The following is a 26,461-nucleotide window of genomic DNA, read 5'->3' as shown; positions in this document are numbered from 1 at the left end:
CCTTCCTGAGGACAGCGATTGCTGATGCACCGGTTCAGCTCGCCGACGAGGGACGTCCCACCCGCCCGCTGCGCCTGAATGCCTAGCGCAGGGACCTTGGCCGCCCTGACAACCGCAGGTGTTCTCGACGCAAGCAAAGCTATCTCGTTATTCCCACTCGATTGATAGGAGAATAGAAGAAGACGAACTGCAGGGAGCGATGATGACTGCTGAATGGACGCGGGTTTCCGGTGCTGTCGCATCGTTGCTTCTGGGAATGCCTGTTGCAGCCGTCGCGCAGACGGCGACCGTCGACACGTCACTGACGCCAGATGCAGAGCAGCCGCTCGCCGATACCGAGGGCGGGGATGGGCAGGATATCGTGGTGACCGGTATCCGCAGCGGCATCGAGCAGGCCGTTCGGATCAAGCGTGACGCCGACAACATCGTCGACGTGATCAGTGCCGAGGACATCGGCCGCTTCCCCGACGTCAACGTGGCGGAGTCGGTGCAGCGGATCAGCGGCGTGCAGATCAACCGAACCCGCGGCGAGGGTCGCAGCGTCAACATTCGCGGGCTTCCCGACACCTTCACGCTGGTGACGCTCAATGGCCGCGCCGTTCCCAACGCGCTCAACGACCTGTTTGCGGGCGTCTCGCGCTCGTTCGACTTCTCCGCACTGGCGCCGGAGTTCGTGCGCACGCTGGAGGTGTACAAGTCGCCCACCGCGGACCTTGAGGACGGGGGCCTGGCGGGAACCGTCAACATCCGGACGCCACGCGCTCTGGATCTGGGGAAGCGCGTGCTGGCGCTGTCCGCGCAAGGTGAGCATGAGAGCAACTCCGGGAAGCTCTCGCCGCGCCTATCAGGCTTGTTCGCCGATACCTTTCTCGATGGAAGGCTCGGGCTGACTCTCGGCGCCTCTTACACCCAGCGCCGCCCCCAGACGCAGCAGATCGAGACTGGCTGGAACACCGTCACCGAGGCGCAGGGCGTGCCGCTCGGCGGCGGGAGCGACGACCTCAACGGCGACGGCGTCATCGAGCCGAACCGGCTCGTCCGCATCCCCGGGCTGATCATCCATGACATGTTCACCGAGAACAACCGCCGGCTGAGCGGCATCGCCTCCGTTCAGTTCCGGCCCAGCGACGCGGTGGAGCTCTATGTCGACGGTTTCTACACACGCGTCGACGTTGAGGCGGTGCGACAGGAGAATTGGCAGAACTTCGCCGGCGCGGGCGGGGTCCTCTCCTCCCGTACGGAAATGCTCGACGGCGTGGAGACTGCAACCGACTTCACGGTCAGCAACATCGACCTGCGTAACGGCGGGCGTTTCCAGGATCGCAGCGGCTACATCCGTTCGCTCGTGGGCGGCGGCAAGTTCGAGGCGGGCAGCTGGACCGTGGTGCTGGAGGGTTCGGAGCAGCGCTCGCGCCAAACCCGCGACACGCTCAACATCGCCGACAGCATCAACGGAACGGCGCGAGTGGTGGCGAGGCCGGGCGATGCCATCCCGAGCATCACCTATCTCGATGGCTTCGACACCAGGAAGCTCGACCCCGAGAATTTTCGACTGCTCAGCCTCAACGGCGAGCTCGATCGCCTGACTACGGACCGCCTGCGCGACATCAAGCTCGACGTGCGCCGGGATCTTGGTGAGCGGGGGCTGACCGCGCTGCGCGCCGGGGTCAAATACACCGATCGTGCCGTGTATTCGGACAACAAGACGCTGACGATCTCCGCTGCGGGTGTCTCGCAGCTCTTTGGTGGATTGCCGCCCGGGCCGATCGCCGGATCGTTCAGTGCCGCCCCGTTCATGATCCCCATCCGATCTGGTGCCGGGGCGTTCCTTGGCAGCTACGACGGTGGCGGCGCCTTTCCCACCCAGTGGCTGGGCTCGGACGCGCGCTCCTTCGTGGCGGGGCTGAGCGATGCGGAACTGATCGCGGTGGGGACCTACACCAACGATGCGACCGGCATCCTGGACGTGCAGGAGAAGATCCTGGCCTTTTACGGCCGCGGTGATCTCTCCTTCGGCAGGCTCACCGGCAACCTCGGCCTGCGCGTCGTCCGCACCAACCAGACCACGGCTGGTGTAGCCCCCGACCTCAACGGCATCACCGTCGAGGTCGAGACCGGCAACACGACCCGCGTCCCAGCCGCCGAGCCGCTACGGGTCGAGCGCAGCTATTGGGACTGGCTGCCGAGCCTCAACCTCAAGTTCGAAGCGACCGACCAGCTTCAGCTCCGCTTTGCGGCGTCGCGGACGATCTCCCGCCCCAATCTCGGCGACATCTCCCCAACAACCACCGCAAACGGCAATGCGCTGACGGTGACGCGCAACAACCCCTATGTGGACCCCTTCCGGTCAAACAACCTCGATGCAACGATCGAGTACTACTTCGGACAGGACGCCCTCGTCGGGGCCTCGCTCTTCTACAAGAACCTGGAAAGCCTGATCCGGCGTGAAACCAGCATCGTTTCCCTGCCGGTTTCCTATATCCGCACGACGGGTACCACCATGATCCAGACCGACTTCACGGTAAGCGAGTTGGTCAACGGTTCGGGCGTCGATCTGAAAGGCGTCGAACTCTATTTCCAGCAGGCGTTCACCCGGCTCCCTGCTCCGTTGGACGGCTTGGGCACGATCCTAAACTACACCTATATTGACAACAGCGATCCCACACAGCTCACCGCTGCCTCGAAGCACAACTACAATCTGATCGGCTATTACGAGAAAGGACCGATCGGCGCGCGGGTGTCATATTCGTGGCGCAGCAGCTATCTGGCGTCGGCAGCCACCGCTCCTGCAATGGGACGCGTCAATCGGGCGTTCGGTACGCTGGACGCCAGCATCAGCCTCCAGGTCACGCCACAAGCCTCTGTGGTGCTCGAGGCGGTGAACCTGCTCGATCGCGACGAGATCGTCGAATACACAACGGGCTTGCCGGCCAATTACCTGGACGCCGGACGCCGTGTGTTCGGGGGCATCCGCCTCAACTTCTAACGACCTGCCTCTGCCGGCCAGAGTGTCGGCCCATCTGACGGAGACATGCATGGCTGACACAGTCGATCGGCGCGGCGTCCTGCTCGCCGGCAGCGGCGGCGCCTTCGGGCTCTATTCCTGGGCAGCGGGTGCTCAGGGCGCAAAGGGCACCTCCCCGCAACACCTTCGGCTCGCGCGTCAGCCCGGCACCAAGCCCAAGAACATCCTGTTCGTGCTCACCGATGACCATCGGTTCGACGCCATGGGGTTCATGAAGGCGCAGGCTTTCGGGGACACGCCCACGCTCGATCGGCTGGCTCGCGAGGGCGCGCACTTCCGCAACGCGTTCGTCACCACCGCGCTGTGCTCGCCGTCGCGCGCGTCGATCCTCACCGGCCTCTATGCGCACCAGCACAAGGTCGTGGACAACAACCATCCGATCCCGCCCGGGCTGATCTTCTACCCGCAATATCTGCAGCGCGCCGGCTATGACACCGCCTTCATCGGCAAATGGCACATGGGGGACGAGGGCGATGCGCCGCAGCCCGGTTTCGACCATTGGGTGAGCTTCAAGGGCCAGGGCACTTATCTGCCGAGCGCTGACGGGCTCAACGTCGACGGCCGCAAGGTACCGCAAAAAGGCTATATCACCGACGAGCTGACCGACTATGCGCTAGATTGGATCGGGAAGCGCGATCGTAAAAAGCCGTGGATGATGCACCTCGCGCACAAGGCGGTGCATTCCGAATTCATCCCTGCGGAGCGCCACAAGGGGCGCTACGACAAGGAAACATTCCGCTACCCCGAGAACATGAAGCCCGGCGTGCCTGGCCGGCCTATTTGGGTCGAGAACCAGCGCAACAGCTGGCACGGCGTCGACTATGCCTATCACGGCACGCTCGACATCGCGGATTACTACAAGCGCTACATGGAGACGCTGCTCGCGGTCGACGAGGGCATCGCCCGGATCATGGATCTGCTCGAGCAACGCGGCGAACTCGACGACACGCTGATCGTCTACATGGGCGACAATGGCTTCATGTTCGGCGAGCACGGCCTCATCGACAAGCGGGCAGCCTATGAGGAGTCGATGCGGGTGCCGTTGCTGATGCGCTGCCCCTCGCTGTTCGCGCCCGGCAGCACCATCGAGCAGGTGGTGGCGAACATCGACATCGCACCGACGCTGCTGGCAGCGGCAGGATTGCAGGCGCCCTCCTATATGGCGGGATCCGACATGCAGCCGCTGGCGCGCGACCCTGCCGCTCCCTGGCGTGCTGAGCTGCTTTACGAATATTACTGGGAGCGCAACTTCCCCCAGACGCCGACCGTCCACGCCCTGCGTGAGGACCGGTACAAGTACATGCACTTTCACGGCATCTGGGACCTGGACGAGCTTTATGATCTTGCCGCCGACCCGCACGAGAACAACAACCTGCTTGCGCAGCCCGGGCATGAAGATCTGGCGGAACGGCTCAGTGGCAGGCTGTTCGACATCCTGGAGAAGACGCAAGGGATGCAGATACCCTTGAGCGCCGATGCGGGCTTTCGTGCCGACTTGCGAAGTTCGGCTGGAGGCAAACAAGGTGCCTTTCCTGCGGTGTTCTACCGACCGCCGGTTGAACGCTCAAAGTAAACCCGAGCCGAAGGCACTCTGGCGTAGAGCCGCCACCTTCACTGATGGCGGAGAGTCTTCTCAAAGCCCTGGTTTGCCTTCGTCATTTTGACTAGCCTCCGCAAATAAGTACGAACATGCCGTTCGAACCGGGTATCGTCATGGAGGCCCGTCGCAGGATATTCGTCCTGGCCAATCAACTCCTTGAGGCGGGCGGCGAGCGCAGCCTGGTCGTTGATGCAGTCGGCGCTCTTCAGCGCATTGCACGCCCATTCCTCTGCAGCGGCCTTGTCAAAATCATCCCGGGCTTCATAGCCGCGCCTGTCCGCTGCCGCCTGATCCAGCCGCGACGCCTCTTGACGGCGCTCCAGCCACTTGCGGACCAACGCCGCGTCCCAAGGTTTCAACGGATCCGTCATCGTTCTTCCCCGATCGGTCCGCGGCGGTAGGACCGTGTTTGGCCGCTTCCCATATGATGCGCGGGATCGCTTTGCTACAGGCGAGGGCAATCAAGGCAGTTGGACCGAGCTATGGCGAGACGTTCGAAACAAGACCCCTACGATCACCTTCCGCAGGAAGACGACGCCCCGGCCGTGCCAGTGTCATGCTGGCTCTGCGGCCGGCCGACCGGCAAGACCATTGTATGGCATCATCCCGTACCCAAGAGCCGCGGTGGCCGCGATGTCGTGCCCATGCATCCGATCTGCCAACACACCCTGATCTCCAACTTCACCAATTCCGAATTGCAGCGGCATGGCATGGAGGTGGCGGGCCTGCTGGATCATCCGAACGTGCGCAAGTTCGTGGACTGGGTGGCGAAAAAGGATCCGGATTTTACCGCGACGATCACGAAGAAGCAGCGCTGATATATGGCGTTCGATTATCTCAAGGGAACGGCAGGTTTCGGGAACGGGTAATGCGACCTGAACAGCTGAGTTTGGGTTTTCGGTCGCAAGCCGCCGGGGAAGCATCAGGCTTTACTGGCAGTGGGCCCGCCTGTCGTTCAAAGCTTCATGTGGAACCACAGGCCGTAGAGCATCAACGCTGATCCAAGGGACCAGAAGGTCGTCGCGAGCCTCTTGAGCTGGGGGGCGCCGCTGATCACGAAGCTCACTGGAAAACGGTGCAGGCTGGCGGCGTTGAAGCGCCGATGAAAGGCGCCATGCGCATCGACCATCTTGTGGAAGGCGACGTTCATGATGTTGAGCATCGCGGTAACGTTGATCGTGAGCAGCACCTGGATCAGGATCGTCGTGAACGCGTGAGACGGCTGCATATCGAATTTCTTCAACGTCCAGCCCACCATCGTGAGGAGGGCCATCCCGCCGAAGATGGCGCCGAGTGCGAGCTTGATGACAAGCCCGGCGCGAAGGCGTGCGGACATGATCAGAGACGCTACGCACAGCGAGACAGAGACGAACCAAGCAACGACATGCATGTGAAGACTCCGAAGATCGCGTCTCCTTAGCCGCTTCCGCTCGAAACGGCAGCAGCAGCGACATGAACGAGCGTCCGTTTCCAGGCAGTGGCTGGAAGGCTGCGTGCGGCCGATCTTGGGTCAAAGAGCGCAGCGGTGCGGGTCAGTGTTCGGTACCGAGACCACTTCTTGTTCCAGCACGGCGTCGTAGCAGACAGCGGCATCGCACCTCGGCAACGGTATCGACGAGAGCCGAGCACGTGAACCCGTGACAGTGCCGACATCGCTGCCTAGGCTGCTCGCCACGGCTTCAAACGCGGCCGGGTGAGGAGAGGCTGCCATGACCCGTCGTATCGCAGTGCTAGCCTGCGCAGCTGCCGCTCTGCTCGGGGCCAAGGCGCCGCCGGGTCCGCGTCCGGGCATCACCGGCATCTCGCACCTCGCCGTCTATGCTCGGGACATGGCAAAGTCCGAGCACTTCTACACGCACGTCCTGGGGGCCCGGAAGGGTACGGACCCCGAGAACCCGGCCGGCGTCCGCTACTATCTGAGCCCGCGCCAGTTCGTGGAGGTGCTACCCGCGCCCGCCGGGCAGGGGCCCAGCATGCTGGCGCACGTCGCCTATGCGACGACGGACGCAGCGGCGCTGCGGGCATGGCTGGCCGCGTCAGGCGTCTCTGGCCTGGGCGCGATGCAGCGCTCCACCGAAGGGGATCGTTGGTTCGCCCTGCGCGATCCGGAAGGCAACGGGATCCAGTTCGTCCAATCCGCGAGCGCTGACGCCAACGCCGTTCCCGGCGCGATCAGCGGGCGCATCATCCACGTCGGCTACGCCGTCCACGACCGGGCCAAGCAGGACGGGCTGTACCGCCGCCTGCTCGGCTTCCGGCCGTACTGGTATGGCGCATTCGAGCCCGACAAGGTCGACTGGGTGTCGCAGCAGACGCCCGATGGTCGGGACTGGCTGGAATACATGATGGTCGGTCCGGGCTCGGACGTGCCGCTGACCAAGGTCGACGCCCGCCAGCTGGGCGTACTGAACCACCTGTCCTTGGGCGTTCCCAACATGCAGGCCACCGTCGCGACTCTGCGCCGGGAAGATCGCCTGAGCCCGCGTCACGACGGCCCGCAAATGGGCCTGGACGGCAAGTGGCAGGCCAACCTCTACGATCCCGACGGTACGCGCGTCGAGCTGATGGAGTTCCAGCCCGTGACCAAGCCGTGCTGCTCACCCTTCACCGCCGAGAGCCCGACTGGGTAGGTGCTGGCGACGTTGAACGAACGACGGATAGGCGGAGCAGGCAAACGGGGTTCGAGTGACCGCATCTGGGTCTTTTCAGCCGCTAGGCTGTCGCCAGGAGCGGACAATCTTCGCGCCTCGTGATGATTGCGCAAATTTGTCATAAGCGCGTTTCCAGGCGTTGGTGATGTTCCATGGGACGCCCGCTCGGCTGCCACTCTGAGGTGGCTGCGCACGATCGGCCGAGCATCGGCTTCCGCATGGCAAATCCCGGTAGCTGCTGTCCCGCCGGCGCTTCGCGCAGCCGCACCGGGGCTGCGGACATATCCCGACCATGATCGGTGATTCTGCCGATGGCGAACCGGGCCCTCGAGAGCCTTTACTCCTGATCCAAGGACAGGAGACCCCCCGATGAAAAGCTTTGCGATCGTAGCATCGCTCCTGCTGGCAACAGCGACCGTGCCGGCCGCGATCGCGCAGGACAAACACAGCTGGGACAACCTGCTGCGCGTCAAGGCCAAGAAGATGGATGCGGTGTATCTGCTGCCGCAGGCGGACTTCCGCGGCTATACCAAGGTGATGCTGGATCCGACGCAGGTCGCGATGCGCAAGGACTGGAAGCGCGACCGCAACAACGAAACGGTGGGCATCTTCGAGGACGTGACCGACAGGGACGTCACCCGGATTCTCACCGAGGCGCGGACGGGGTTCGAGAAGCTGCTTCGCGAGGCCTATACCAAGGCGGGCTACCAGATCGTCACCGAGCCCGCCGCCGACGTTCTTCGGATCGAGACCGCCGTGGTGGACATCGACGTGGAGGCGCCGGATACCATGTCCGCGGGGATGACGCGCGTATACACGCACGAAGCCGGAGGTGCGGTCCTGGTGGTGGAAGCGCGAGATTCGGTCACCGGTGCCGTGCTCGGACGCGCGGTAGACGGGGACACGACGGGCGACCTTGGCCCCTATCTGCGCAACCGGGCGACGAATACCGGCGAGTTCGAGCAGCTTTTCTCGCACTGGGCGAAGGTGAGCGTCGACGGCCTTGCGGAACTGAAGCAACTGTCGCCGGTGGATGCGCAGGGACGCCTCGCCAAACGTTGAACAGGCGAACTCGCGGGTTGAAATGCGTTCGTGGGCAAACCCTCGTCCGAGTGGCCAAGGCCTTGCGGCAGCGGCTCGCCCTGCGCGGGCGGTACGTCGCTGTTCAGAACAGGGCCGTCTTCAGGACGCTGCGAGCCGGCTTGCGAGCGCATCGAGGAGGATGCGCGTCTTTACCGGCAATAGTCTTGCGGAAGGGTAGAGCGCGATCACCGGCGCTTCGCCGCCGTGCCATTCCGGCAGCACGCGTTCGAGCACGCCACTGGCGAGGTCGTCCGAAACGTCGATCTGCGACTTCATCATGATCCCGTGCTCGGCCACGGCCCAATCCCGCACGACATCGCCATTGTCGCATGTCATGCAAAAGCCGTTTGCGACCGTGAATGATCCTCCGGCTTGCGCGGTCAGCGACCAGGGCGTGCCCGCTCCGAATCCGAGCAGGCGATGCGCAGCAAGCTCCTGCGGGGATCCGGGGCGGCCGTGGCGATCGAGATAGGCGGGCGCGGCCACCAGCAGCCGCCGATTGTCGGCGATCTTCCGCATCACCGCCGAACTGTCGGGCAGATTGCCGATCCGGATGGCGAGATCATAGCCGCCGGCGACAAGATCGACCACCGTATCCGTCAGCCGCAATGCCACCTGCAGCTTTCGGTGCTCACGCGACAAGGCGCCAAGCAACGGCGTCACATGGGCGCGGCCGAAGGAGACGGGCGCGGTCACGCGGAGGCAGCCGACTGCTTCCTGCCGGCCGTGAGCCAACCGCTCCTCTCCTTCTTCGATCGCCTCGATCGCACGAACGACGCTATCGAACAGGTCCAGGCCCTCGTCGGTCGGGGCGAGCCGTCGCGTGGTTCGATGGATCAGCCGGACACCCGCACGCCGTTCCAAAGAGGCAAGGCGCTTGCTCACGACCGCGAGGCTGGTGCCCAGTTGCGCGGCGGCCGCGGTGAGGCTGCGCTGCTCCACGATCTCGCGAAACGTCTTGAGCTCCATCAGATCGCTAAGCAGCCGATCCTCCATTCGCGCGAAAGTTCCGCTGCCACTATCAACCGGCGTTCGATAGTCAATCGATCCATCGCGCCATTGTGCCGTGCAGCATCAATGCCGATCGTTAGCGCCCTGCCTGGAAGATGCGGCAGAGCTGACACGGAGATTGCAGATGGACATCCACCGCCGCGGGTTCCTGGGTGGCGCTTCCGCCGCCGCAGCAGCAGCCATGATGCACGGAGCGGCTCCTGCCTCCGCTGCGGTGCAGCGCCTCGCGGCGGGCGGGCGCTGGACCCAGAGCTTCCGGCCGCCGCTTGGCCTCGGACTGGGCGGCGTTCCCCTGGCGGGCGGGTTCAAGCCCACTTCCAACGCCGATGCCCAGGCTGCGCTCGAGGCCGCTTGGAATGCCGGTGTCCGCTACTTCGACACCTCGCCCCAATATGCATTCGGGCGCAGCGAGCGGCGCATGGGCCAGTTCCTGAGCGAGAAACCCCGCGGCGACTATATCCTATCTACCAAGGTCGGGCGCATCTTCGAGGCGGGAACACCGAAGAACACGCCGGTCTGGCCGTCGCCGCCTCCCTTCAAGGCGCGCTACGACTTCAGCGCTGCAGGCGTGCGTCGGTCGATCGAGGACAGCCTGCAACGGCTGGGCGTGGATCGCATCGACATGGTGTTCATCCACGATCTCTCGCCCGACAATGCGGACATGGGCGAGCGCTGGACGGAGTATTTCGAGCAGGCGCGCGTGGGCGCCATGCCCGAACTCATCCGCATGCGGGAAGAAGGCCTGATCCGCGGATGGGGATTGGGCGTCAACCGGATCGATCCCCTGCTGCAAACGCTGAAGGTCAGCGATCCCGACATCTTCCTGTCCGCGACGCAATATTCGCTGATCCGGCATACGGAATCGCTGCAACGGCTGCAGCCGGCCTGCCTGGAACGCGGTGTGCCGCTCATCATCGGCTCCCCGCTGAACGTCGGCTTCCTGAGCGGCGCCGACCGGATCGACTATCTCGGCACGATCACGCCCGACCTGGAGGCGCGCAGGCGACGTATCGCTGCGATCGCACGGGCGCACGGGACGGATATGCGTACGACCGCATTGCGGTTTGCCAGCGCGCCCAGGAGCGTTGCGGCAGTCCTCGTCGGTGCCCGGAACGGACGGCAAATGGCGGAGGACGCGGCGTCGATGCGAGCCAAGCTTCCCGCCGATCTATGGGCCGAGCTGAAGGCGGAGCGGCTGATTCCGGCAGATGCGCCGACGCCGTAACAGCGGGCAGCCAGATGAATGACCGCTCCGATTGGTCGACGAAGGCGGACCTGCCCGCCTTGAGATTTGACCCACTCCAGGCCGCGTAGCCGTTCTCAAGGTTCTGCGGTAAGAGCCTGCTGCTGGCGCGGAGGCCACGTGCGGCGCGTGCGTGAACCGCGCGGCCATCCGAGCACGGCCAGCGCCGCCAGTCCGCACAGGATCGGCGGCGTGCTGTAGACGAGCCGCATGGTGGCGCTCAGCGGCCCGTGCACAGACGTGCTGCCGATCGCCTCCAGCGCCAGCCAGGCGCCAAGGCCCATCGCCAGCTTGAGGGTGATGTTGCTCATCGAATAGCAGCTCGCGCTGTGGCGCAGGCCGGTTTGCGCGGCACTTCGGGTCACTTCCGCCACCATCGTGCGCAGCAGGAGATAATCGACGCCAAAGAACAGGTTGCGCGCGACCAGGAACAGCGCCAGCGGCATCAGCGCTCCCGGCGGCAGCAGCAGCGCCAGCGGGGTGAGCGCGACCTGCCAGCAATACGCAAGACGAAGCAGGCGGTGCGCGCCGATCCGCGGCGCCAGCCTGCTCCACAGCGGCAGCGTCACCAGCGGGATCGCCGATTGCGCGAGCAGCAGCGTGCTGCCCCAGCCCGCCAGCCCGAGCGCCTGCTCGACGAAGAACAGGAAGCTTGCGCCGATCGCCGCGTCGGAAAAGCCGGCGAACAGATACAGCAGCAGTACCGGGCGCAGATCGCGCGAGCGAAGGATCTGCGCGAACAGCCGCAGCGGATTGGCCAGCTCGCCGCGGCGCTCAACCGGCAGCGCCGGCTCGGCGACCAGCCGCAGCGCCAGCGCCGCAGCGAGCGGGGCGAGCAGCATCACGGTCAGGCCGAGCGCGGCGACCTGCCCGGTCCGTCCCACCGCGAAACCGCGCTCGAGCAGCGCCGGCATCAGCACGACCGCGATCATCCCGGCGATCGCGAACCAGGTCTTCGCGCCGATGATCCGCAGCCGTTCCGTTGCGTCCCTGCCCAGTTCCAGCGCCCAGCCGCCATGCGGCGTGACCATCATCATATAGCCCAGGTGCAGCAGCAGGCAGGCCGCGAACAGCAGCGCGGGATTGCTCCACGGCCAGTCGAAGAACACGCCGCCGGCACCGATCGTCACCAGCGGGGCCCCGATCGCGAGCCAGGGGCGGCGATGGCCATAGCGGGTTGGGAAGCGGTCGCTCGCCCAGCCGATCAGCGGATCGATGGCGCTGTCGAACAGCCGCGCCGCCATGAGCACCGCACCCGCCGCGCCGAGCGACAGCCCGAGTGTGGTCGCAAAGAAGCTCGGCAGATAGACCCGCCATGCCAGCTCGATGGTCTGGAAGACGACCATCGGCAGCGAGAATGCCGCGAGCGCCGCCGGCCCGAGCCGGTCGGGCGAAGTATGTCGCAAGATGACGCCCCTTTCGCGTGCGCCCTGCGCGCACGCGATGACGCCGGTATGACGGCGGCCTACTTGGCCGAGGCGCGATCCAGCCGCGCGAGCAATGCGGCATAGTCGGCGCCCGGCGTCCGGGTGGTGCGACCCGAGCAGATCTGGGCGCGGCTGCGTCCGCTGGCGAGCGCCGAGATGATCGCAGCGTCGATCGGCGCGATGGTGCGTTCCGGGCCGACCAGCCCCTGGAGAAAGCGGCCGGAAGAGCGCCCGCGCAGATAGCGGAGCCGCGCGGCGAGCGGCTGCAGCGCCGGGGTGCGTGCCGCCGCCATGAATAGTTCCTCGGCGGCGAGCTGGTGCGCGCGCTCCGGACCAAGTCCCTCCAGCTTCGCACGCGCTTCCGCGCGGGTGAGCGGCGGCAGCGGCCGCGTCTCCCCGACTTCGGGCGCCATGCGGCGGTAGATCGCCTCGAAGGCACCCTGGAGCAGGTCGGCGCTGGTCCGGAACTTGTACGAGACCACCCCCAGCGTCACGCCCGCCGCAGCGGCGACGGCGCGGTGGGTGAGCCCGGCGACGCCGCGTTGGGAGATCGTATCGGCAGCCGCATCGGCGATCGCATCCGCGACCGCATCGCCGGGCGGGGGCGGGGGGAGCAGTGCGGCGGCGTCGGCGCGTGCGCGCTCGAACCATGGTGCCGCGCCGCCAACGCGTCCCTCGAACCAGCCGGCCCAATGGTCGCACAGCTCCGAAAGGGCGGCGCGATCGACTGGCCGACGCCAGCGAAGCAGGTGCAGCGCGCTGGCCCCGTCAAAGAACCATGCGGTCGACTGCGCCATGTCGCCGATCCCGAGCCGGCCGCAAAGCGCCTCCCAAAACCGTCCCCATAGCGCCTCCCACGCGGCCGAGATCGACGTCTGTACCGGGTCGCGCAGAGCGGCGAGCTCGGCCTCGCGCCGAACGAAGGCAAGCGCCCGCTGCGTTTCGCACCAGTCGTCGATCAGTCCGGCGAGCACTGGGCCCAGCGCGGGCGCGCCTGCGCCGATCGCGTCGAGCTGAGCATCGCACCAGCGTTCGGCAGCAGTGTGCGCCTCACGCTGGGAAGTTTCCAACAACTGTTCCACGCTGCCGAAATGATAGTAGATCGACGACACCGGCAGGCCGGCGGCAGCGCTCAAGGAACGCGCCGAGATGGCGGCGCCGCCTTCATGCTCCAGTCCAGAAAATACAGCGGAAACAAGCTTTTCCGAGGAGGTTTTCTCCCTTTGAGTGGCAGTGTCCGGCGTTTTGGGCATTGGAGTTCCCTGTTTCACGATCGGCATAATCCGTCACCCGCTGCACAGATACAAGCGTCACATGAACTACATACAAGCGTTCTAATTGCTCGCCGACTCGATTGGGGAGCAGATCAATGAAGCGGGGTTTTTCAACAAGGGCGCGTGCCTTGTCGCTGTGCGGCGCGGCGCTCTGGGCGACGACTTCGGCGGGTAGCGCCGCGGCGCGGGACGCGAAGGAGGAAGTGCTTGCCGCCTCCGTCGAGCCGTCCGTCGATCCGGCGGACGCAGGTGAGCAGGAGGGGCTGACCGAGATTGTCGTCACCGCGCAGAAGCGCGAGACCAACCTGCAGAAGACGCCGATCGCGATCTCGGTGCTCGGTACCGAGGATCTGGCCAATCGGCACGTCCAGAGCCTCGCCGATCTGATGGACGGTGCGGTCCCCTCGCTGCGCGTTGCGCCGTTCTTCTCGCGCAACTCGGCGCTGACCGTCGGCATCCGCGGCATCGTGCCGTTCGATGCCAACCAGCCGAGCCGCGACTCCGGTGTCGGCATCTATATCGACGGTGTCTATCTTGGCCGCTCGCAGGGCCTGGGCATGGCGCTGATCGACATCGAGCGGATCGAGGTGTTGAAAGGCCCGCAGGGCACGCTGTTCGGCCGCAACTCGACCGGCGGAGCCGTGAGCATCGTCAGCAAGAAGCCATCGGGCGAATTCGGGCTGCGTGCGACCGCCGGGGTGCGCAACTTCGGCGGCTATTCGGCCGAGGCGCATCTCGATCTGCCGTCGATCGCGGGGATCAGCCTCAAGTTCGACGGCGTGCTGTCGAAGCGCGACGGCACCGTCGAGAACACCCTGGCAGGCGAGGACGACTTCAACCGCTTCGATCGCAAGGGTGTGCACGGCGCGGCGCTGTGGGAGCCGAGCGCGAGCTTCAGCGCGCAGCTCGACGCCGACTACAGCCATGACGTGACCACGCCCTATTACGTCCAGCTGATCAACAAGAACCCGGCGGCGCCGGCGCTGGCGCCGATCGTCCAGGTCCAGCCCGATCGCGCCGACACGGTCGATATCGGCGTCCCGCAGCAGGGCAATGTCGGCGAGACCTATGGCGCCGCGCTGCACCTGAACTGGCGCCCGGCCGAAGGTATGGAGCTGCGCTCGATCAGCTCGTATCGCCATCTTGAGCAGGATCAGTGGGACAATGGCATCGGCGCGCATGCCGGCGTGTTCCGTCCGAACGCCAATTTCGCTCGCTACAGCCTCGCGTCGCTGCGCCAGGAGCAATATAGCCAGGAGTTCCAGCTGGTCGGCAGCGCCGGCGCGTTCGATTACGTCGCCGGGCTCTACTACTATCACGAGGCAGGCGACGACGACGCCTGGAGCCCGAACACGATGCGCTGGAACGCCGACGGTACCGCGGCGACGCCGCTGCCTTCGCTCGCGGCCGGTGCCACCGGGCCGTTTCCCGATCGCGCCAGCACCGCCAAGGCGGACAGCTATGCCGCATTCGGCCAGGCGACCTGGACGCCGGTGGACATGCTCCACCTCACCATCGGCGGGCGCTACACCCACGACAAGAAGAGTGGCCAGCTCTACAAGGTCAATGGCGCTGATGCGCCGTACAGCTTCGACTTCTCGGCCGACCGCTTCGACCCGCAGGTGACGCTGGCGTTCGATCCGAGCACCGACGTCCATCTCTACGGCAAATGGGGCACCGCCTATCGCGCGGGCGGCGCCAATTCGCGCTCGCTCACCTATCGCGCGTTTGGCTCCGAACAGGTCTCGACCTTTGAAGCGGGGGTGAAGACCAGCTTCTGGGACCGGCGCGCGCGGTTCAACTTCGCGGCCTATACGACGCGCTATACCGACATCCAGATCGACTTCACCGCGGTCAATCTCAACAACAGCAACCGCACCACGATCGAGACGGTCAACGCGCCCGGCAAGGGCACGATCAAGGGCATCGAGGCCGACCTATCGGTCACGCCGCTGAGCGGCCTGACCCTGAGTGCAGGCTATGCGTACACGCATGGTGAACTACCTGAGGCGGCCAATCCGTTCCTGAACGGCGCGCTGCAGAACGTGTTCATCGTCTACACGCCCGAACATGCCGGCAGCGCGGCGATCGACTATACGGTGCCGGTCGCCGGCGAGACGGTGCTGCGCGCGCATCTCGATGCCAATGTCGCCGAGGGCTACCGCGCCCAATCGGGCGAGGACGTGCTGACCGACAGCTCGTTCGTGGTGAACGGCCGGCTGGCGCTGGGTGGGCTGCGGATGGCCAACGGTGCCGCGCTCGAACTGTCGCTGTGGTCGCGCAATCTGTTCAACGAACAGCATTTGTTCGTGCGCAGCCACGCCGCCTACGCCGCCGGCGGCGACTACGGCATCTTCAACGAACCCCGCACCTTCGGCCTCGACGGCACGATCCGCTTCTGACCTTTTGGAGAAACCAGACCATGCGACTTCTTCCTCTCGCGGGCGCGCTCGGCGCGCTCGCCCTTCTTGCCGCGCCGACGCTTCCCGGCGCCGCCCAACCGCAGCCGCAGTCGCGGGCGCAGGCGAGCCACCAGCGCGTGCTGCCGCTTCAGGGCGGCCAGAATTTCCGCGACCTGGGCGGCTATCAGACCGGCAATGGCAAGGCGGTGCGTTGGGGCATGCTGTACCGTTCGGGGGCGATGAACGGGCTGACCCCGGCCGACTTCGCCTATCTGCAGAAGCTGGGCATCCGCACGGTGTGCGATTTCCGCAGCCCCGACGAGCGGCGCACCGCGCCGGTGCGCTGGCCGGGCGGCAAGGCGCCGACGGTGTTTGCCGACGATTACACCCTCGACATGGGCGGGCTCGACTTTCGTAGTGCCGGCAGCTGGTCCGAAGAGGAGGCCAAGGCCAAGATGGCCGGGCTCTATCCGCGGCTGCTCGACCAATTCAACGGCCAGTTCCGCCGGATGTTCGCCCAGCTTCTTGCCGGCAACGCGCCGCTGGCCTTCAACTGCTCCGCGGGCAAGGACCGGACCGGCGTCGCCGCCGCGCTGTTGCTGACCGCCCTCGACGTGCCGCGCGAGACGGTGATCGGCGACTATCTGCTGAGCAACCGCTATTTCGATCCGAACAAGGTCGTGCCGTCCGACGAATCGAGTGCGGCGTGGAAGCGGCTGCCGGCGCCGGTGCTCAAGGCGTTCATGGGCGTCGACCGCCGGTATATCGAGGCGGTGTTCCAGGTGATCGACGCCCACCCGGGCGGCGCGCGCGGCTATCTGCGCGACCGGCTGGGCCTGGGCGATGCGGAGCTCCGTGCTTTGCGGCAGCGGTACACGGCCTGATGGGCAGGTTCCGGCGGGCCTCATGGGCTCGCCGGAACGCATCGAGATGGCAGAACCGGGAAGTTCCGCTTCCACCGCCATCTCCGCCAGTTTCTTGTGTCGGGCGAGGACCAGCCAATCTTCCGTTCGGGCGATGCCTCCTCTCGCCTCAGGCGCGGATCGGGGATGTCGATTCCTGTCGCGCGTCCGTTCTAGAGAAAGCGGTCGGCTGCACGCGTTTAGCGCCGGCCTTTAGACAAAGTAGACGGTTCGCGCGCATGATGGTGCAATGGCGCGTTTGATCGTTCGATTGAAACAGCTCCGGCAGTCCGATGACCGGATCACGGCGCAGGTTCGGGCGGTACTGGTGGAGTCGCTCTATGCCTCTCGCCAGTCGCTGATCCTGGGGGCGCTGACCAGCACCGCGATTGCCGCCGTCGTGTCCCTCTCCAGCAAGGACGCCTGGCTGATCGTCTGCGCGATCCTGATCGGGGTGGTCGGGCTCGTCCGCATCGTGGATGCGGTGCGCCTGCACCGGCAGGAACTGGCGGAGGGCGCGCGAGGGCCCGGGACGGCGGGGCGGCACGAGCTGCTCTACCGGCTTGGCGCGCTGAGCTATTCCGGGCTGCTCGGCCTGTTCGGCCTCCTGACACTGGTGCGCACCGACGACGGCGTGCTGCAGCTGCTCTCGGTGACGACGGCGATCGGCTATGCTGCCGGGATCGCCGGGCGCAATGCCGGGCGGCCGTGGATCGCGCTGTCGCAGCTCTGTTGCGCGTCCCTGCCGCTTGCCGCCGGGCTGTTGGTCGCGCTCGATCCGCTAAAGGCGGTGCTCGCCGCCGTGATCCTGCTGTTCGTGGCGGCGATGATGGACATCACCCTCCAGACCTATGACGCGATCTTGAAGGCCACCATCGCCTCCCATGAGAATGCCGCCCTGGCCGAGCACAACGCAGCGATGGCGCGGCGCGACGACCTGACCGGCGTCGCCAACCGGACGGCCTTTCGCGAGGAGTTCGAGCATCGTCTTCAGGCCGTGGCAGCGGGGCAGGGCAAGCTCGCGCTGCAATGGCTGGATCTGGACCGGTTCAAGGAAGTGAACGACTCGTTCGGGCACCTGGCGGGCAATGCCTTGCTGGTCGCGGTGGCAGGGCGATTGCGGGAGCGGTACGGCGAGTCCTGCGTGGTCGCCCGGCTGGGCGGGGACGAATTCGCGATCGTGTGCGCGGTCGGGCACGAGCAGGAAGCGGTTGCGAGCGGCCGCACCGTGCTGGAGCTCGTGAAGCAGCCGGTTTCCTTCGACGGCCACAGCCTTCGCACCAGCGCGTCGATCGGCGTGGCGATCGCGCCGGAAGATGGCCGGGACGCCGACACGCTGCTGAGAAACGCGGACCTTGCCCTCTATCGGGCCAAGGAGGGCGGCGGCGACCAGCTTTCGTTCTACGAACCAGAGATGGACGAGAAGATCGAGCGGCGCCGCCAGCTCGGCGCGGAACTGCAGGGAGCGATGGAACGCGGCGAATTCCACCTGATGTTCCAGCCGATCTTCCGGATCGCGGACGAGCGGATCACCTCGTGTGAGGTGCTGCTGCGATGGACCAACCGCCGGTTCGGCGTGGTCTCCCCGGCCGAGTTCATCCCGATCGCGGAGGACAGCGGCCAGATCGACGATATCGGAAGCTGGGTGCTGTTCCAGGCGTGCCAGGCCGCTCGCGACTGGCCGGACGCAGTCACCATCGCGGTCAACCTGTCTCCAATCCAGCTGCGGTCCGCCGACCTTCCAGCCGTGGTGGCGCGCGCGCTGGAGCAGAGCGGGATACCGCCGGGGCGGCTCCAGCTGGAGGTGACGGAGTCCGTCCTGCTCGAGGACGTGGATGCGTCGTTCGCGGCGCTGGAGGCGCTCAATCGCGTCGGTGTCTGCACCACGCTGGACGATTTCGGAACGGGGTACTCGTCGTTGAGCTACCTCACCCGCTTTCCGTTCCAGACGTTGAAGATCGATCGCTCGTTCATCTCCGACCTGGATCGCAGCCCGGCCTCAATCGCGATCGTGCAGACGATCGTGGATCTCGCGACCAAGCTGGGGATGCGCACGGTTGCGGAGGGCGTCGAGACGGAAGCGCAGCTGATCCAGCTGCGCCGCACCCGCTGTGACGCCGTGCAGGGATATCTGCTGGCCAGGCCGATGCCGGCGAACATGGTCGGCACCATGCTCGCCGGCGATGCGGTCGAGACTAGCCCGGACGCCTGAACGTCCAAGCGATCAGGCGGCGGCCTTCTCGAGCAGGCGGGTCTGCGCCGCGATCAGGCGACGCATCCGCTTGAGGTCGCCCTCGGTCAGCCGCACCGCGGCGTCGGCCCAGAGCTCGACCACCGCTTCCAACTCGGCGAGCGGGAGCGGGTTGATCGCGCGCGACGCCTCATAGATCGCGCAGTGCGCGGTGTGGCGGCGGCGGTTCTGGCGGATATACTCCTCCACCGTCCGGCGGCCTTCGCCGGGCTCGGCCAGGCCGTGGACGAGCCCGAGGTCGTAGAGGTCCTCCGCGCTGTAGGTCTGCCCGCTCAGGATCATCTGCTCCGCCCGTGCGGCGCCCAGCCGACGGGACAGGAAGCAGTGGGCGCCCATCCCGGGGAACAGGCCGAACAGCGTCTCGGGCAGGCCGAAGCTCGTGCCCCGCTCGGCGATCACGACATTGAAGGAAAGCAGCGCCTCGAAGCCGCCGCCGAGCGCGTCCCCTTCGACCAGCCCGATGGTCACGATCGGCAGGTCGAGGCCCAGCATGTTGCGATGGAGGATGCGCACACACGCACGGCCGTAGCGTGCCAGGGCATCGCGATCGTGCGCGCGGATATGCTGGGAGAAGAGGTCCAGGTCTCCGCCGAGCGAGAACACGCCGGGGAAGCGCGAGCCCAGCACCAGATAGCGGATCGGCGCGGTTCCGCTGGTGCAGGCGCGGACGATGTCGTCCTGCCATTGGCCGAACTCACGAAGCAGGTCCGGATTGAAGCTGGGCCGCACCCGCGGACACATATAGGTCCAGAGCGTGTCCAGTTCGGTATCGAACTGCACATCCAGCTGTTCGAATGCGAATAGCGGCCGGGCGTTGTTGTCGGCTGCGTCCAGTCGAGGTGTTTGCGTTGCCGAATCGTGCTTGATGCCGGCTTTGAAGCGGGGTTGATGAATAGTCATGATGCTTGCCTTCTTCTGCACAGCATTATTGCTGCCTGCGCAGAATAGGTGGGCAATGATGACGATCCGCCCGGCGCCCGCGAAGATCCAAACCTTCTGTTAAGGATATTCTGCCATTAAGGGCGAACAACGATGCACCGGGGGGTGCACAGGTTGCGAGCCTTTGTATGAGTGCACGATCCGGCTTCGGGTGCGAACTGCCCCGATGGTCTCTGACGCGATGGCTGGTGGAGCCAGGGGAGGACATCCCCGACAGCATGCGCAGGACGCTGCTGCACAGCCTCTATGCCAGCTTGCCGATCTTTGCAGGCGGGGTGCTGAACACCGTCGCGGTGTCGGCGCTCGTCGCCGCACGGATGCACACGACGGCGGCCTATCTGTGGGTGGCTCTGGAGGTGCTGCTGGCGGCAGCGCGATTGCCGGCACTGGTGCTGGGACGCAAGGCGATCGCCCAGGGACGGCGGGGTCCGACCGACATCTACATCTCGCTTGCCGTGCTCTGGGCGGCAAGCGTCGGCTATGGCACCTTCATGTGCGTCGCGAGCGGGGACTGGGTCGCGGCGGCGCTCGCCTGTCTCTCGGCGGCGGCGATGGTGGGCGGCATCTGCTTCCGCAACTTCGGCGCTCCACGCCTGGTGGCGGTGATGATCGGGCTGAGCCTGGGGCCCTGCGCGGTCGCCGCAGCATTTTCCGGCCAGCCGGTGCTGCTGCTCGTGATGTTCCAGATCCCGTTCTACCTCATCAGCATGAGCGCGGCCGCCTTCCAGCTCAACCGGTTGCTGGTCCGGACGATGCGAGCGGAGATGATCAACGACCATCACGCCCGGCACGACCCGCTCACCGGCCTCCTCAACCGCAGCGGCCTGGCGCGCTGGGCGGAGGATCGGATGGGGCACGGCCAAGGCGCGCTTGCCGTCTTTTACCTCGACCTCGACTGGTTCAAGAGCATCAACGACACGCTGGGGCACAAGGCGGGGGATACCGTCCTGGTCGGCGTCGCCGAGCGCCTGCAGCAGCTCGCAGCCGGGCGGGGGCAGGTGGCGCGGCTGGGCGGGGACGAGTTCGTCCTGGTGGCGGAGGCCGTGGACCGCGGCGGTGCCGAGCTGTTGAAGGCGCGGATCAGCGCCGCGATCGCCGATCGTGGCTATTTCGTCGATGGGCAGCAGGTGCATGTCGGCGCCAGCGTGGGCGTGGCGCTTTCGGAAGAGCATGGGGAGGACCTGCCGATCCTGCTGGAGATCGCCGACCTGGCGCTGCACCATGCCAAGTCGAGCGGACGCGTCGTCGCCGGTCCGCTCCGCATGCGCGAGACGGCCCCCGATCTTGCTGCGCCACGAGTGAACTAGTCCGCCCGGCGCATCTTCCGCCGCCAAGGCACCCAATCGGCCGATGCCGCGTTACCGACCGAGCGGCATGGAGGAGCGATCATGGCAGGCACGGACAAGAGGGACCCGTCGAGGAAGCCTGCAGGGCTGCTCGGTCTCTATATCGTGATCGCCTTTCTGGTTGCGATCATTGCGGTGTCCTACGCGTTGGGCTGGGGCGAGCACGACGACACCACGGAAGTCCAGCAGATCGGCGGCTAGCTAGCCGGCTGCGTCTCGCGCCAGAGGCAGGCGGCGAGCACCGCAGGGGTTGGCGTCGGTGAAAGGCTCCGGCTATCTGGCCTTGCGCCACCACACGCGGCCGTTTGCGGCCACGGGTGGGGAGGGGTGGGTCTTCGAAGCCGGGACAGGTGCATGATCGAACGCCATTTGCTGAAGCTGCGTGCGCGGGACTCGCTGAGCGCGGAGGAGGAGCAGGCGATCCGATCTGCCATCGACGACGTGCGCGAGCATCCGGCAGGCCGGACCATCATCCACGCCAACGTGGAACTGAGCGAATCCACGCTCGTGCTCGACGGCCTGGTCTCGCGCTACAAGGACCTGCGCAACGGCCAGCGCCAGGTGACGGAACTGCACGTACCGGGTGACTTTGCCGATTTGCACAGCTTCACGCTCAAGCGCCTCGACCACGACGTGATGACGCTGACGCCGTGCCGCGTCGCGACCATGTCGCACGAGAACCTCAAGCGAATCACCGAAGAATTTCCGCACCTGACCCGCGTCTACTGGTTCGGGACCAACCTGGATGCCGCAATCCACCGCGAATGGACGGTGTCGCTCGGCCGCCGCACGGCGATCGCGCGCATGGCCAATCTGTTCTGCGAACTGCACGTGCGGTTGGGCATCGTCGGACTGACGGAGGGAAGCAGCTATCGGCTGGACCTTACCCAGCAGCAGCTTTCCGAATGCCTGGGCCTGACGCCGGTGCATGTGAACCGGGTGCTGCGCGAGCTGCGGGAACAGAGGGCGGTCGAGTTCCGGAGCGGGCGGGTGATGATCCACGACCTGCCCTTGCTACGCCGCATCGCGGAGTTCGATCCGAGCTACCTCTACCTTGAGCATCGTTCCCGCTGAGCCGCCGGCGGGCTGCCGCGACGCGGTGTCGCTCGTCTCTTCAAGTCGTGGAAATAGGGGCAGATTTCACCTCCGATCAGGTCCGGAATCGGCAGTCGGAGGCTCGGGCCGGAAATCGTGTTGATCTACATTTAAGATGGCAACCCAGGGCCCGCCCCGGGATTTTCAGGGGTATGCCCGCATATTCCTTTCATCTCTGCACGCTCGACAAGAGCCGTCCGATCAAGAACGATCATCACGAGTTCCCCGATGTCGGTGCCGCGCTGGCGGAGGCCGCGCGCATCGGCCGGGGCATGATCCGACAGCGCGTTCGCCGGAAGCCATGCGAACTGCGCGCCCGCCTCGACGTGCGTGACGAGGGGGATGCCCCCGTCGCCCGTATCCTTCTGGCAGAACTCGCCCGTCAGATGTCCTGAGGACAACCTTCCGTGACCGAGCTTGAAAACGCGGGCGGGGACTATCCCGTCCCTGCGCCCGAGGACGTGCCCTTTCCCGGGCGCATCGCCCTGCATGTGGACGCGACGGACATCACCCGCCGCATCTTCCGGGTGCGCGAAGTCGTCCCGGTGCCGGCACCGGGTATCCTGACGCTGCTCTTTCCGGAGTGGTTGCCGGGCTACCACGCGCCGCAGGCCCCGATCGAGCTCTTCGCAGGCCTGACCGTCACGGCCGGTGGAGCGCCGCTTTCGTGGAAGCGCCATGCCGTCCAGGTGCACGCCTTTCATGTCGACGTGCCGGACGATGTCGCGGAAGTGGAGGTCCGCTTCCAGTTCCTGTCGCCGACCGACGGCGCCCAGGGCCGCGTGCTCGTAGGTTCGGAGATGCTGAGCCTCCAGTGGAACACGGTGCTGCTCTACCCGGCCGGCTATTATGCGCGGCAGATCCCCTTCGACGCGAGCTTGACCCTTCCGGAGGGATGGCAGCAGGCGTGCGCGCTCGCGGCGGTGGACAGCGACGGCACCACCATCCGCTACGAGACCGCGCCCCTCGACGTTCTGGTGGACTCGCCCGTGTTCGCGGGGCGGCACTTCGAACGCGTTCCGCTGGACGACGCGGGGCAGGTGCACCTCAACATCTTTGCCGACAGCCCTGACCAGATCGCGCTCACGCCAGAGAAGGTCGCGCCGCATCGGGCCATGGTCGACCAGGCCGAGAAGCTGTTCGGGGCACGGCCGTTCGACCGCTACGAAGTGCTGTTTGCGCTCAGCGAAGAGATCGGCAGCATCGGCGTCGAGCATCACCGATCCTGCGAGGCGGTGACGCTGCCGACCTATTTCACGGATTGGGAGGGGAGTTTTTCCAGGCGGGACACCATCCCGCACGAGTTCATCCATGCCTGGAACGGCAAGCACCGGCGCGGCGAGGACAGCTGGACGCCGAGCTTCGACCGGCCGATCCGCAACAGCCTGATGTGGGTTTATGAGGGCCAGACCCAGTATTGGGACCGCGTGCTGTGCGCGCGCTCCGGCCTCTGGACGCCGGACTGGACGATGCAGGCGATCGCGCTCACCGCCGCCACCCATGAGGCCCGCGCAGGGAGCCGCTGGCGCCCGATGAGCGACACGACGCGCGATCCGATCATCGCCGCGCGCGCGACGCTGCCCTGGGCCAGCTGGCAGCGGAGCGAGGACTATTATTCCGAAGGGTCGCTCGTCTGGCTCGATGTCGACACGCGCATCCGAGTGTTGACGGACGATAGGCGGTCGCTCGACGATTTCGCGAGGGCGTTCTTCGCGGCCGAGGAAGCGGGCACCTGCACCACGCGCACCTACACCTTCGACGAGGTGGTCGCCGCGCTCGAGGATCTCGCCCCGTTCGACTGGGTGCGATTCTTCCGCGACATGATCGAGGGCAAGCACGAGGGCGCGCCGCTCCAAGGGCTGGAGCGGGGCGGCTACCGGCTGGTCTATCGGGACGCGCCGAGTAATTACTGGCGCAATGCCGAAACGCTCGCGGGCAACGTCAACCTGATGTTCTCCCTGGGCCTGACCGTCGACACGCAGGGCAAGCTGGAGGAAGTGCTGTGGGAGGGGCCGGCCTATGACGCTGCCCTCACGACCGGCACGACGATCCCGGAGGTGGAAGGACGGCCCTTCTCCCCAGAGGGGCTGCGAAATGCGGTCGCAAGGGCGAAGGGCCCCGAAGGCCGCGTTCGGCTGAAGGTCCGCGCGGGCCGGCAGGAGCGCACCGTCGAGGTCGCCTGCACCACCGGCCATCGCTATCCCCATCTCGAACCGATCGCGGGCGCCCGCCCGCGGCTGCTGGAGATCCTGGCGCCGCGCGGTTGACCATCCCGGGCAAGGAAAAGTGCGGCCGGGCGATTGCGCGGCGCGGGACGGCACGCGACAAGCAGGAAATCAAAAGGGGAGATTTCCATGCGTCCTGCCTTGGTGATGCTGCTGTTGCCGCTCGTGCCGTTGATCCAGGCGAGCGCCCCGCCCGTGATGCAGGCGACAAAGGTTGCGGTAGGGGAGCAGGACGCGGCGCTGCTCGCCTTCCTCGATCGCGCCTTTGACGAGCAGGTCGCCCTCAGCCCGGAGACGCAGACGCACCTGGGCTTCAAGAGCAATTATGACCGGCTGGACGACTATACGGACGCGGCAGCGCAGCGCCGGCGCGACCTATCGGAGCGGCAGCTGAAGCAACTGCGTGCGCAGTTCCGGCCGGATCGGCTGAGCGAAAGCGCGCGCATCAGCTATCGCCTGTTCGAATATGAGGCGGAGCGCGCGCGCGAATCCTTCCGCTTTCGGAAGCTGCGCTTTCCCGTGTCGACCAACGGCAGCCCCGCGGGTTCGATCCCGGTGCTGCTGATCAACAACCACAAGGTCGACACGGTCGAGGACGCACGCGCCTATGTCGCCCGGCTGCGCGATACGGAACGGGTGATGCGCGAGGTGGCGGCGACGATGCGCGAGCAGGCGGCCGCAGGCATCATCCCCAACAAGGTGAACTTCGCGCCTGCGCGGGCGGATGCGCGCAAGGTCATCACTGGCGCGCCGTTCGACACCGGCGCCGATTCGACGCTGATGGCGGACTTCCGCAAGAAGGTGGGGGCGCTCGACGCGCCGGCCGCCACCAAGGAGGCGCTGCTGCGCGACGCGCAGGCGGCGCTGACGGGGCCGTTCCGCCGCGGGTTCGATACGCTGTTCGCCGCGCTCGACGAGATCGAGCACAAGTCGAAGGGCAACTTCGGCGCCTGGAGCCTGCCGGACGGCGCCGCCTATTACGCCGACCGGCTGAAGAACTCGACCACCACCAGCCTGACCGCCGACCAGGTCCATGCGCTCGGCCTGCGCCAGGTCGCGGCGATCCGGCAGGAGATGGAGGCGATCAAGCGCGAGGTGGGCTTCCAGGGGACGCTGGAACAGTTCTTCGACCACATCCGCACCGACCCCAAGTTCAAATATCCGAACACCGAGGAAGGCCGGGAGGCGTATCTGCGCGACGCACGCGCGGTGATCGCATCGGTGATGGAGGTCGCGCCGCGCTATTTCCGGGTGCTGCCAAAGGCGCCGCTGGAGGTGCGCGCGGTCGAGAAGTGGCGTGAAGGGACGGCCTCCACCGCCTTCTACAACCGCCCGTCTGCCGATGGATCGCGGCCGGGCATCTACTACGTCAACCTGGTCGACATGAACCAGACGCAGAAGGTGCAGGTTGCCGCCATCGCCGCGCACGAGGGCGCGCCGGGGCACCATTTCCAGATCGCGCGCCAGCAGGAGCTGACCGGCATCCCCAAGTTCCGCAAGTTCGGCGGCTACGGGGCCTTCACCGAGGGCTGGGGGCTCTATTCGGAGCGGCTGGCGGACGAGATGGGCGTCTACAAGGGCTCCTATGACCGGTTCGGCATGCTGTCGCTCCAGGTGTGGCGCGCCATCCGGCTGGTGCTGGACACCGGCATCCATGCCAAGCGCTGGGACCGCGCGCAGGCGATCGCGTACTTCAAGGCCAACAGCTCGGTATCCGACACCGACATCGCGCGGGAGGTCGACCGCTACTTCAACTGGCCCGGCCAGGCGACGAGCTACATGGTCGGCCAGCTCAAGATCGCCGAGCTGCGCCAGCGCGCCGAGCGCGAACTGGGCCCGAAGTTCGACATCCGCGACTTCCACGAGGTGGTGCTGGGCCAGGGCGCCCTGCCGCTCGACGTGCTGGAGGAACAGGTGACGCGCTACATCGCGCAGCGGAAGGGCTGATCCGGGGCGGCGTGCTCCTGGGGAGGCAGGGGCGCTGTTG

Annotated in this window: 21 protein-coding genes; 15 read left to right on the top strand and 6 right to left on the bottom strand. The window is 66.2% G+C overall.

Features of this window, described 5'->3' with window-relative positions:
• Window positions 1-256: 256 nt before the first annotated feature.
• Both ABDZ92_RS01490 and ABDZ92_RS01485 read left to right on the top strand, forming a co-directional pair.
• Window positions 257-2,986 carry a TonB-dependent receptor gene (locus ABDZ92_RS01490; protein WP_272695217.1) on the top strand — a complete coding sequence of 910 codons (2,730 nt, stop codon included), beginning with the start codon at window positions 257-259 and terminating at the stop codon, window positions 2,984-2,986.
• A gap of 49 nt (window positions 2,987-3,035) precedes the next feature.
• The gene (locus ABDZ92_RS01485; RefSeq protein WP_125961702.1) at window positions 3,036-4,598 is read left to right on the top strand and encodes a sulfatase family protein; all 1,563 of its coding nucleotides are present in this window, start codon (window positions 3,036-3,038) and stop codon (window positions 4,596-4,598) included.
• Between the two features lie 38 nt (window positions 4,599-4,636).
• Here ABDZ92_RS01485 and ABDZ92_RS01480 read toward each other — a convergent pair whose 3' ends face one another.
• The gene (locus ABDZ92_RS01480; protein WP_206432235.1) at window positions 4,637-4,996 is read right to left on the bottom strand and encodes a hypothetical protein; all 360 of its coding nucleotides are present in this window, start codon (window positions 4,994-4,996) and stop codon (window positions 4,637-4,639) included.
• Between the two features lie 111 nt (window positions 4,997-5,107).
• On the opposite strand from ABDZ92_RS01480, the gene ABDZ92_RS01475 reads away from it, so the two are divergent.
• A complete protein-coding gene (locus ABDZ92_RS01475) occupies window positions 5,108-5,443 on the top strand; it encodes a hypothetical protein (protein ID WP_125961701.1) in 336 nt (111 codons plus the stop codon).
• Between the two features lie 137 nt (window positions 5,444-5,580).
• On the opposite strand, the gene ABDZ92_RS01470 is transcribed toward ABDZ92_RS01475, so the two are convergent.
• Entirely contained in the window at window positions 5,581-5,961 is a 381-nt protein-coding gene (locus tag ABDZ92_RS01470; RefSeq protein ID WP_125961700.1) for a hypothetical protein, read from the bottom strand.
• A 373-nt stretch (window positions 5,962-6,334) separates the two neighbouring features.
• On the opposite strand from ABDZ92_RS01470, the gene ABDZ92_RS01465 reads away from it, so the two are divergent.
• Both ABDZ92_RS01465 and ABDZ92_RS01460 read left to right on the top strand, forming a co-directional pair.
• Entirely contained in the window at window positions 6,335-7,255 is a 921-nt protein-coding gene (locus ABDZ92_RS01465) for a VOC family protein (RefSeq protein ID WP_125961699.1), read from the top strand.
• 390 nt (window positions 7,256-7,645) lie between these two features.
• On the top strand, window positions 7,646-8,338 hold the full coding sequence (locus ABDZ92_RS01460; RefSeq protein ID WP_125961698.1) for a DUF3313 family protein: 693 nt from the start codon (window positions 7,646-7,648) through the stop codon (window positions 8,336-8,338).
• 120 nt (window positions 8,339-8,458) lie between these two features.
• Here the strand turns inward: ABDZ92_RS01460 and ABDZ92_RS01455 are convergent, their stop codons facing one another.
• A complete protein-coding gene (locus ABDZ92_RS01455; RefSeq protein WP_272695216.1) occupies window positions 8,459-9,328 on the bottom strand; it encodes a LysR family transcriptional regulator in 870 nt (289 codons plus the stop codon).
• Between the two features lie 166 nt (window positions 9,329-9,494).
• On the opposite strand from ABDZ92_RS01455, the gene ABDZ92_RS01450 reads away from it, so the two are divergent.
• The gene (locus ABDZ92_RS01450; protein ID WP_125961697.1) at window positions 9,495-10,595 is read left to right on the top strand and encodes an aldo/keto reductase; all 1,101 of its coding nucleotides are present in this window, start codon (window positions 9,495-9,497) and stop codon (window positions 10,593-10,595) included.
• A gap of 95 nt (window positions 10,596-10,690) precedes the next feature.
• On the opposite strand, the gene ABDZ92_RS01445 is transcribed toward ABDZ92_RS01450, so the two are convergent.
• Window positions 10,691-12,019: an MFS transporter gene (locus ABDZ92_RS01445; RefSeq protein ID WP_125961696.1), complete on the bottom strand. Its 1,329-nt coding sequence runs from the start codon at window positions 12,017-12,019 to the stop codon at window positions 10,691-10,693.
• A gap of 59 nt (window positions 12,020-12,078) precedes the next feature.
• Window positions 12,079-13,176, bottom strand: coding sequence for a TetR family transcriptional regulator (locus tag ABDZ92_RS01440; protein WP_164521325.1), 1,098 nt, complete (start codon window positions 13,174-13,176; stop codon window positions 12,079-12,081).
• Window positions 13,177-13,409: 233 nt separating this feature from the next.
• Here ABDZ92_RS01440 and ABDZ92_RS01435 point away from each other — a divergent pair, with 233 nt between their 5' ends.
• From ABDZ92_RS01435 to ABDZ92_RS01425, 3 genes are all read left to right on the top strand, one after another.
• Complete coding sequence (locus tag ABDZ92_RS01435) at window positions 13,410-15,716, top strand: TonB-dependent receptor (protein WP_125961694.1); 2,307 nt, start codon at window positions 13,410-13,412, stop codon at window positions 15,714-15,716.
• 20 nt (window positions 15,717-15,736) lie between these two features.
• Window positions 15,737-16,600, top strand: a complete 864-nt coding sequence (locus tag ABDZ92_RS01430; protein ID WP_125961693.1) for a tyrosine-protein phosphatase — start codon at window positions 15,737-15,739, stop codon at window positions 16,598-16,600.
• Between the two features lie 268 nt (window positions 16,601-16,868).
• The gene (locus ABDZ92_RS01425; RefSeq protein ID WP_125961692.1) at window positions 16,869-18,830 is read left to right on the top strand and encodes a putative bifunctional diguanylate cyclase/phosphodiesterase; all 1,962 of its coding nucleotides are present in this window, start codon (window positions 16,869-16,871) and stop codon (window positions 18,828-18,830) included.
• 12 nt (window positions 18,831-18,842) lie between these two features.
• On the opposite strand, the gene ABDZ92_RS01420 is transcribed toward ABDZ92_RS01425, so the two are convergent.
• Entirely contained in the window at window positions 18,843-19,769 is a 927-nt protein-coding gene (locus ABDZ92_RS01420) for a crotonase/enoyl-CoA hydratase family protein (RefSeq protein WP_125961691.1), read from the bottom strand.
• Window positions 19,770-19,936: 167 nt separating this feature from the next.
• Here ABDZ92_RS01420 and ABDZ92_RS01415 point away from each other — a divergent pair, with 167 nt between their 5' ends.
• From ABDZ92_RS01415 to ABDZ92_RS01390, 6 genes are all read left to right on the top strand, one after another.
• Window positions 19,937-21,115, top strand: a complete 1,179-nt coding sequence (locus ABDZ92_RS01415; protein ID WP_125961690.1) for a GGDEF domain-containing protein — start codon at window positions 19,937-19,939, stop codon at window positions 21,113-21,115.
• A gap of 81 nt (window positions 21,116-21,196) precedes the next feature.
• Complete coding sequence (locus ABDZ92_RS01410) at window positions 21,197-21,355, top strand: hypothetical protein (protein ID WP_164521324.1); 159 nt, start codon at window positions 21,197-21,199, stop codon at window positions 21,353-21,355.
• Window positions 21,356-21,508: 153 nt separating this feature from the next.
• The gene (locus tag ABDZ92_RS01405) at window positions 21,509-22,228 is read left to right on the top strand and encodes a Crp/Fnr family transcriptional regulator (RefSeq protein WP_125961689.1); all 720 of its coding nucleotides are present in this window, start codon (window positions 21,509-21,511) and stop codon (window positions 22,226-22,228) included.
• A 173-nt stretch (window positions 22,229-22,401) separates the two neighbouring features.
• Entirely contained in the window at window positions 22,402-22,644 is a 243-nt protein-coding gene (locus ABDZ92_RS01400) for a DUF6894 family protein (protein WP_125961688.1), read from the top strand.
• 12 nt (window positions 22,645-22,656) lie between these two features.
• The gene (locus ABDZ92_RS01395) at window positions 22,657-24,516 is read left to right on the top strand and encodes a M61 family metallopeptidase (protein WP_125961687.1); all 1,860 of its coding nucleotides are present in this window, start codon (window positions 22,657-22,659) and stop codon (window positions 24,514-24,516) included.
• 87 nt (window positions 24,517-24,603) lie between these two features.
• A complete protein-coding gene (locus tag ABDZ92_RS01390) occupies window positions 24,604-26,421 on the top strand; it encodes a DUF885 domain-containing protein (RefSeq protein WP_125961686.1) in 1,818 nt (605 codons plus the stop codon).
• Window positions 26,422-26,461 lie beyond the last annotated feature (40 nt).

It is taken from the genome of Sphingomonas molluscorum, assembly GCF_039522995.1.
Lineage (GTDB): Bacteria > Pseudomonadota > Alphaproteobacteria > Sphingomonadales > Sphingomonadaceae > Sphingomonas > Sphingomonas molluscorum.
Note: the sequence above shows the minus strand (reverse complement) of the source record. Positions and strands in the feature narration are given on the sequence as shown.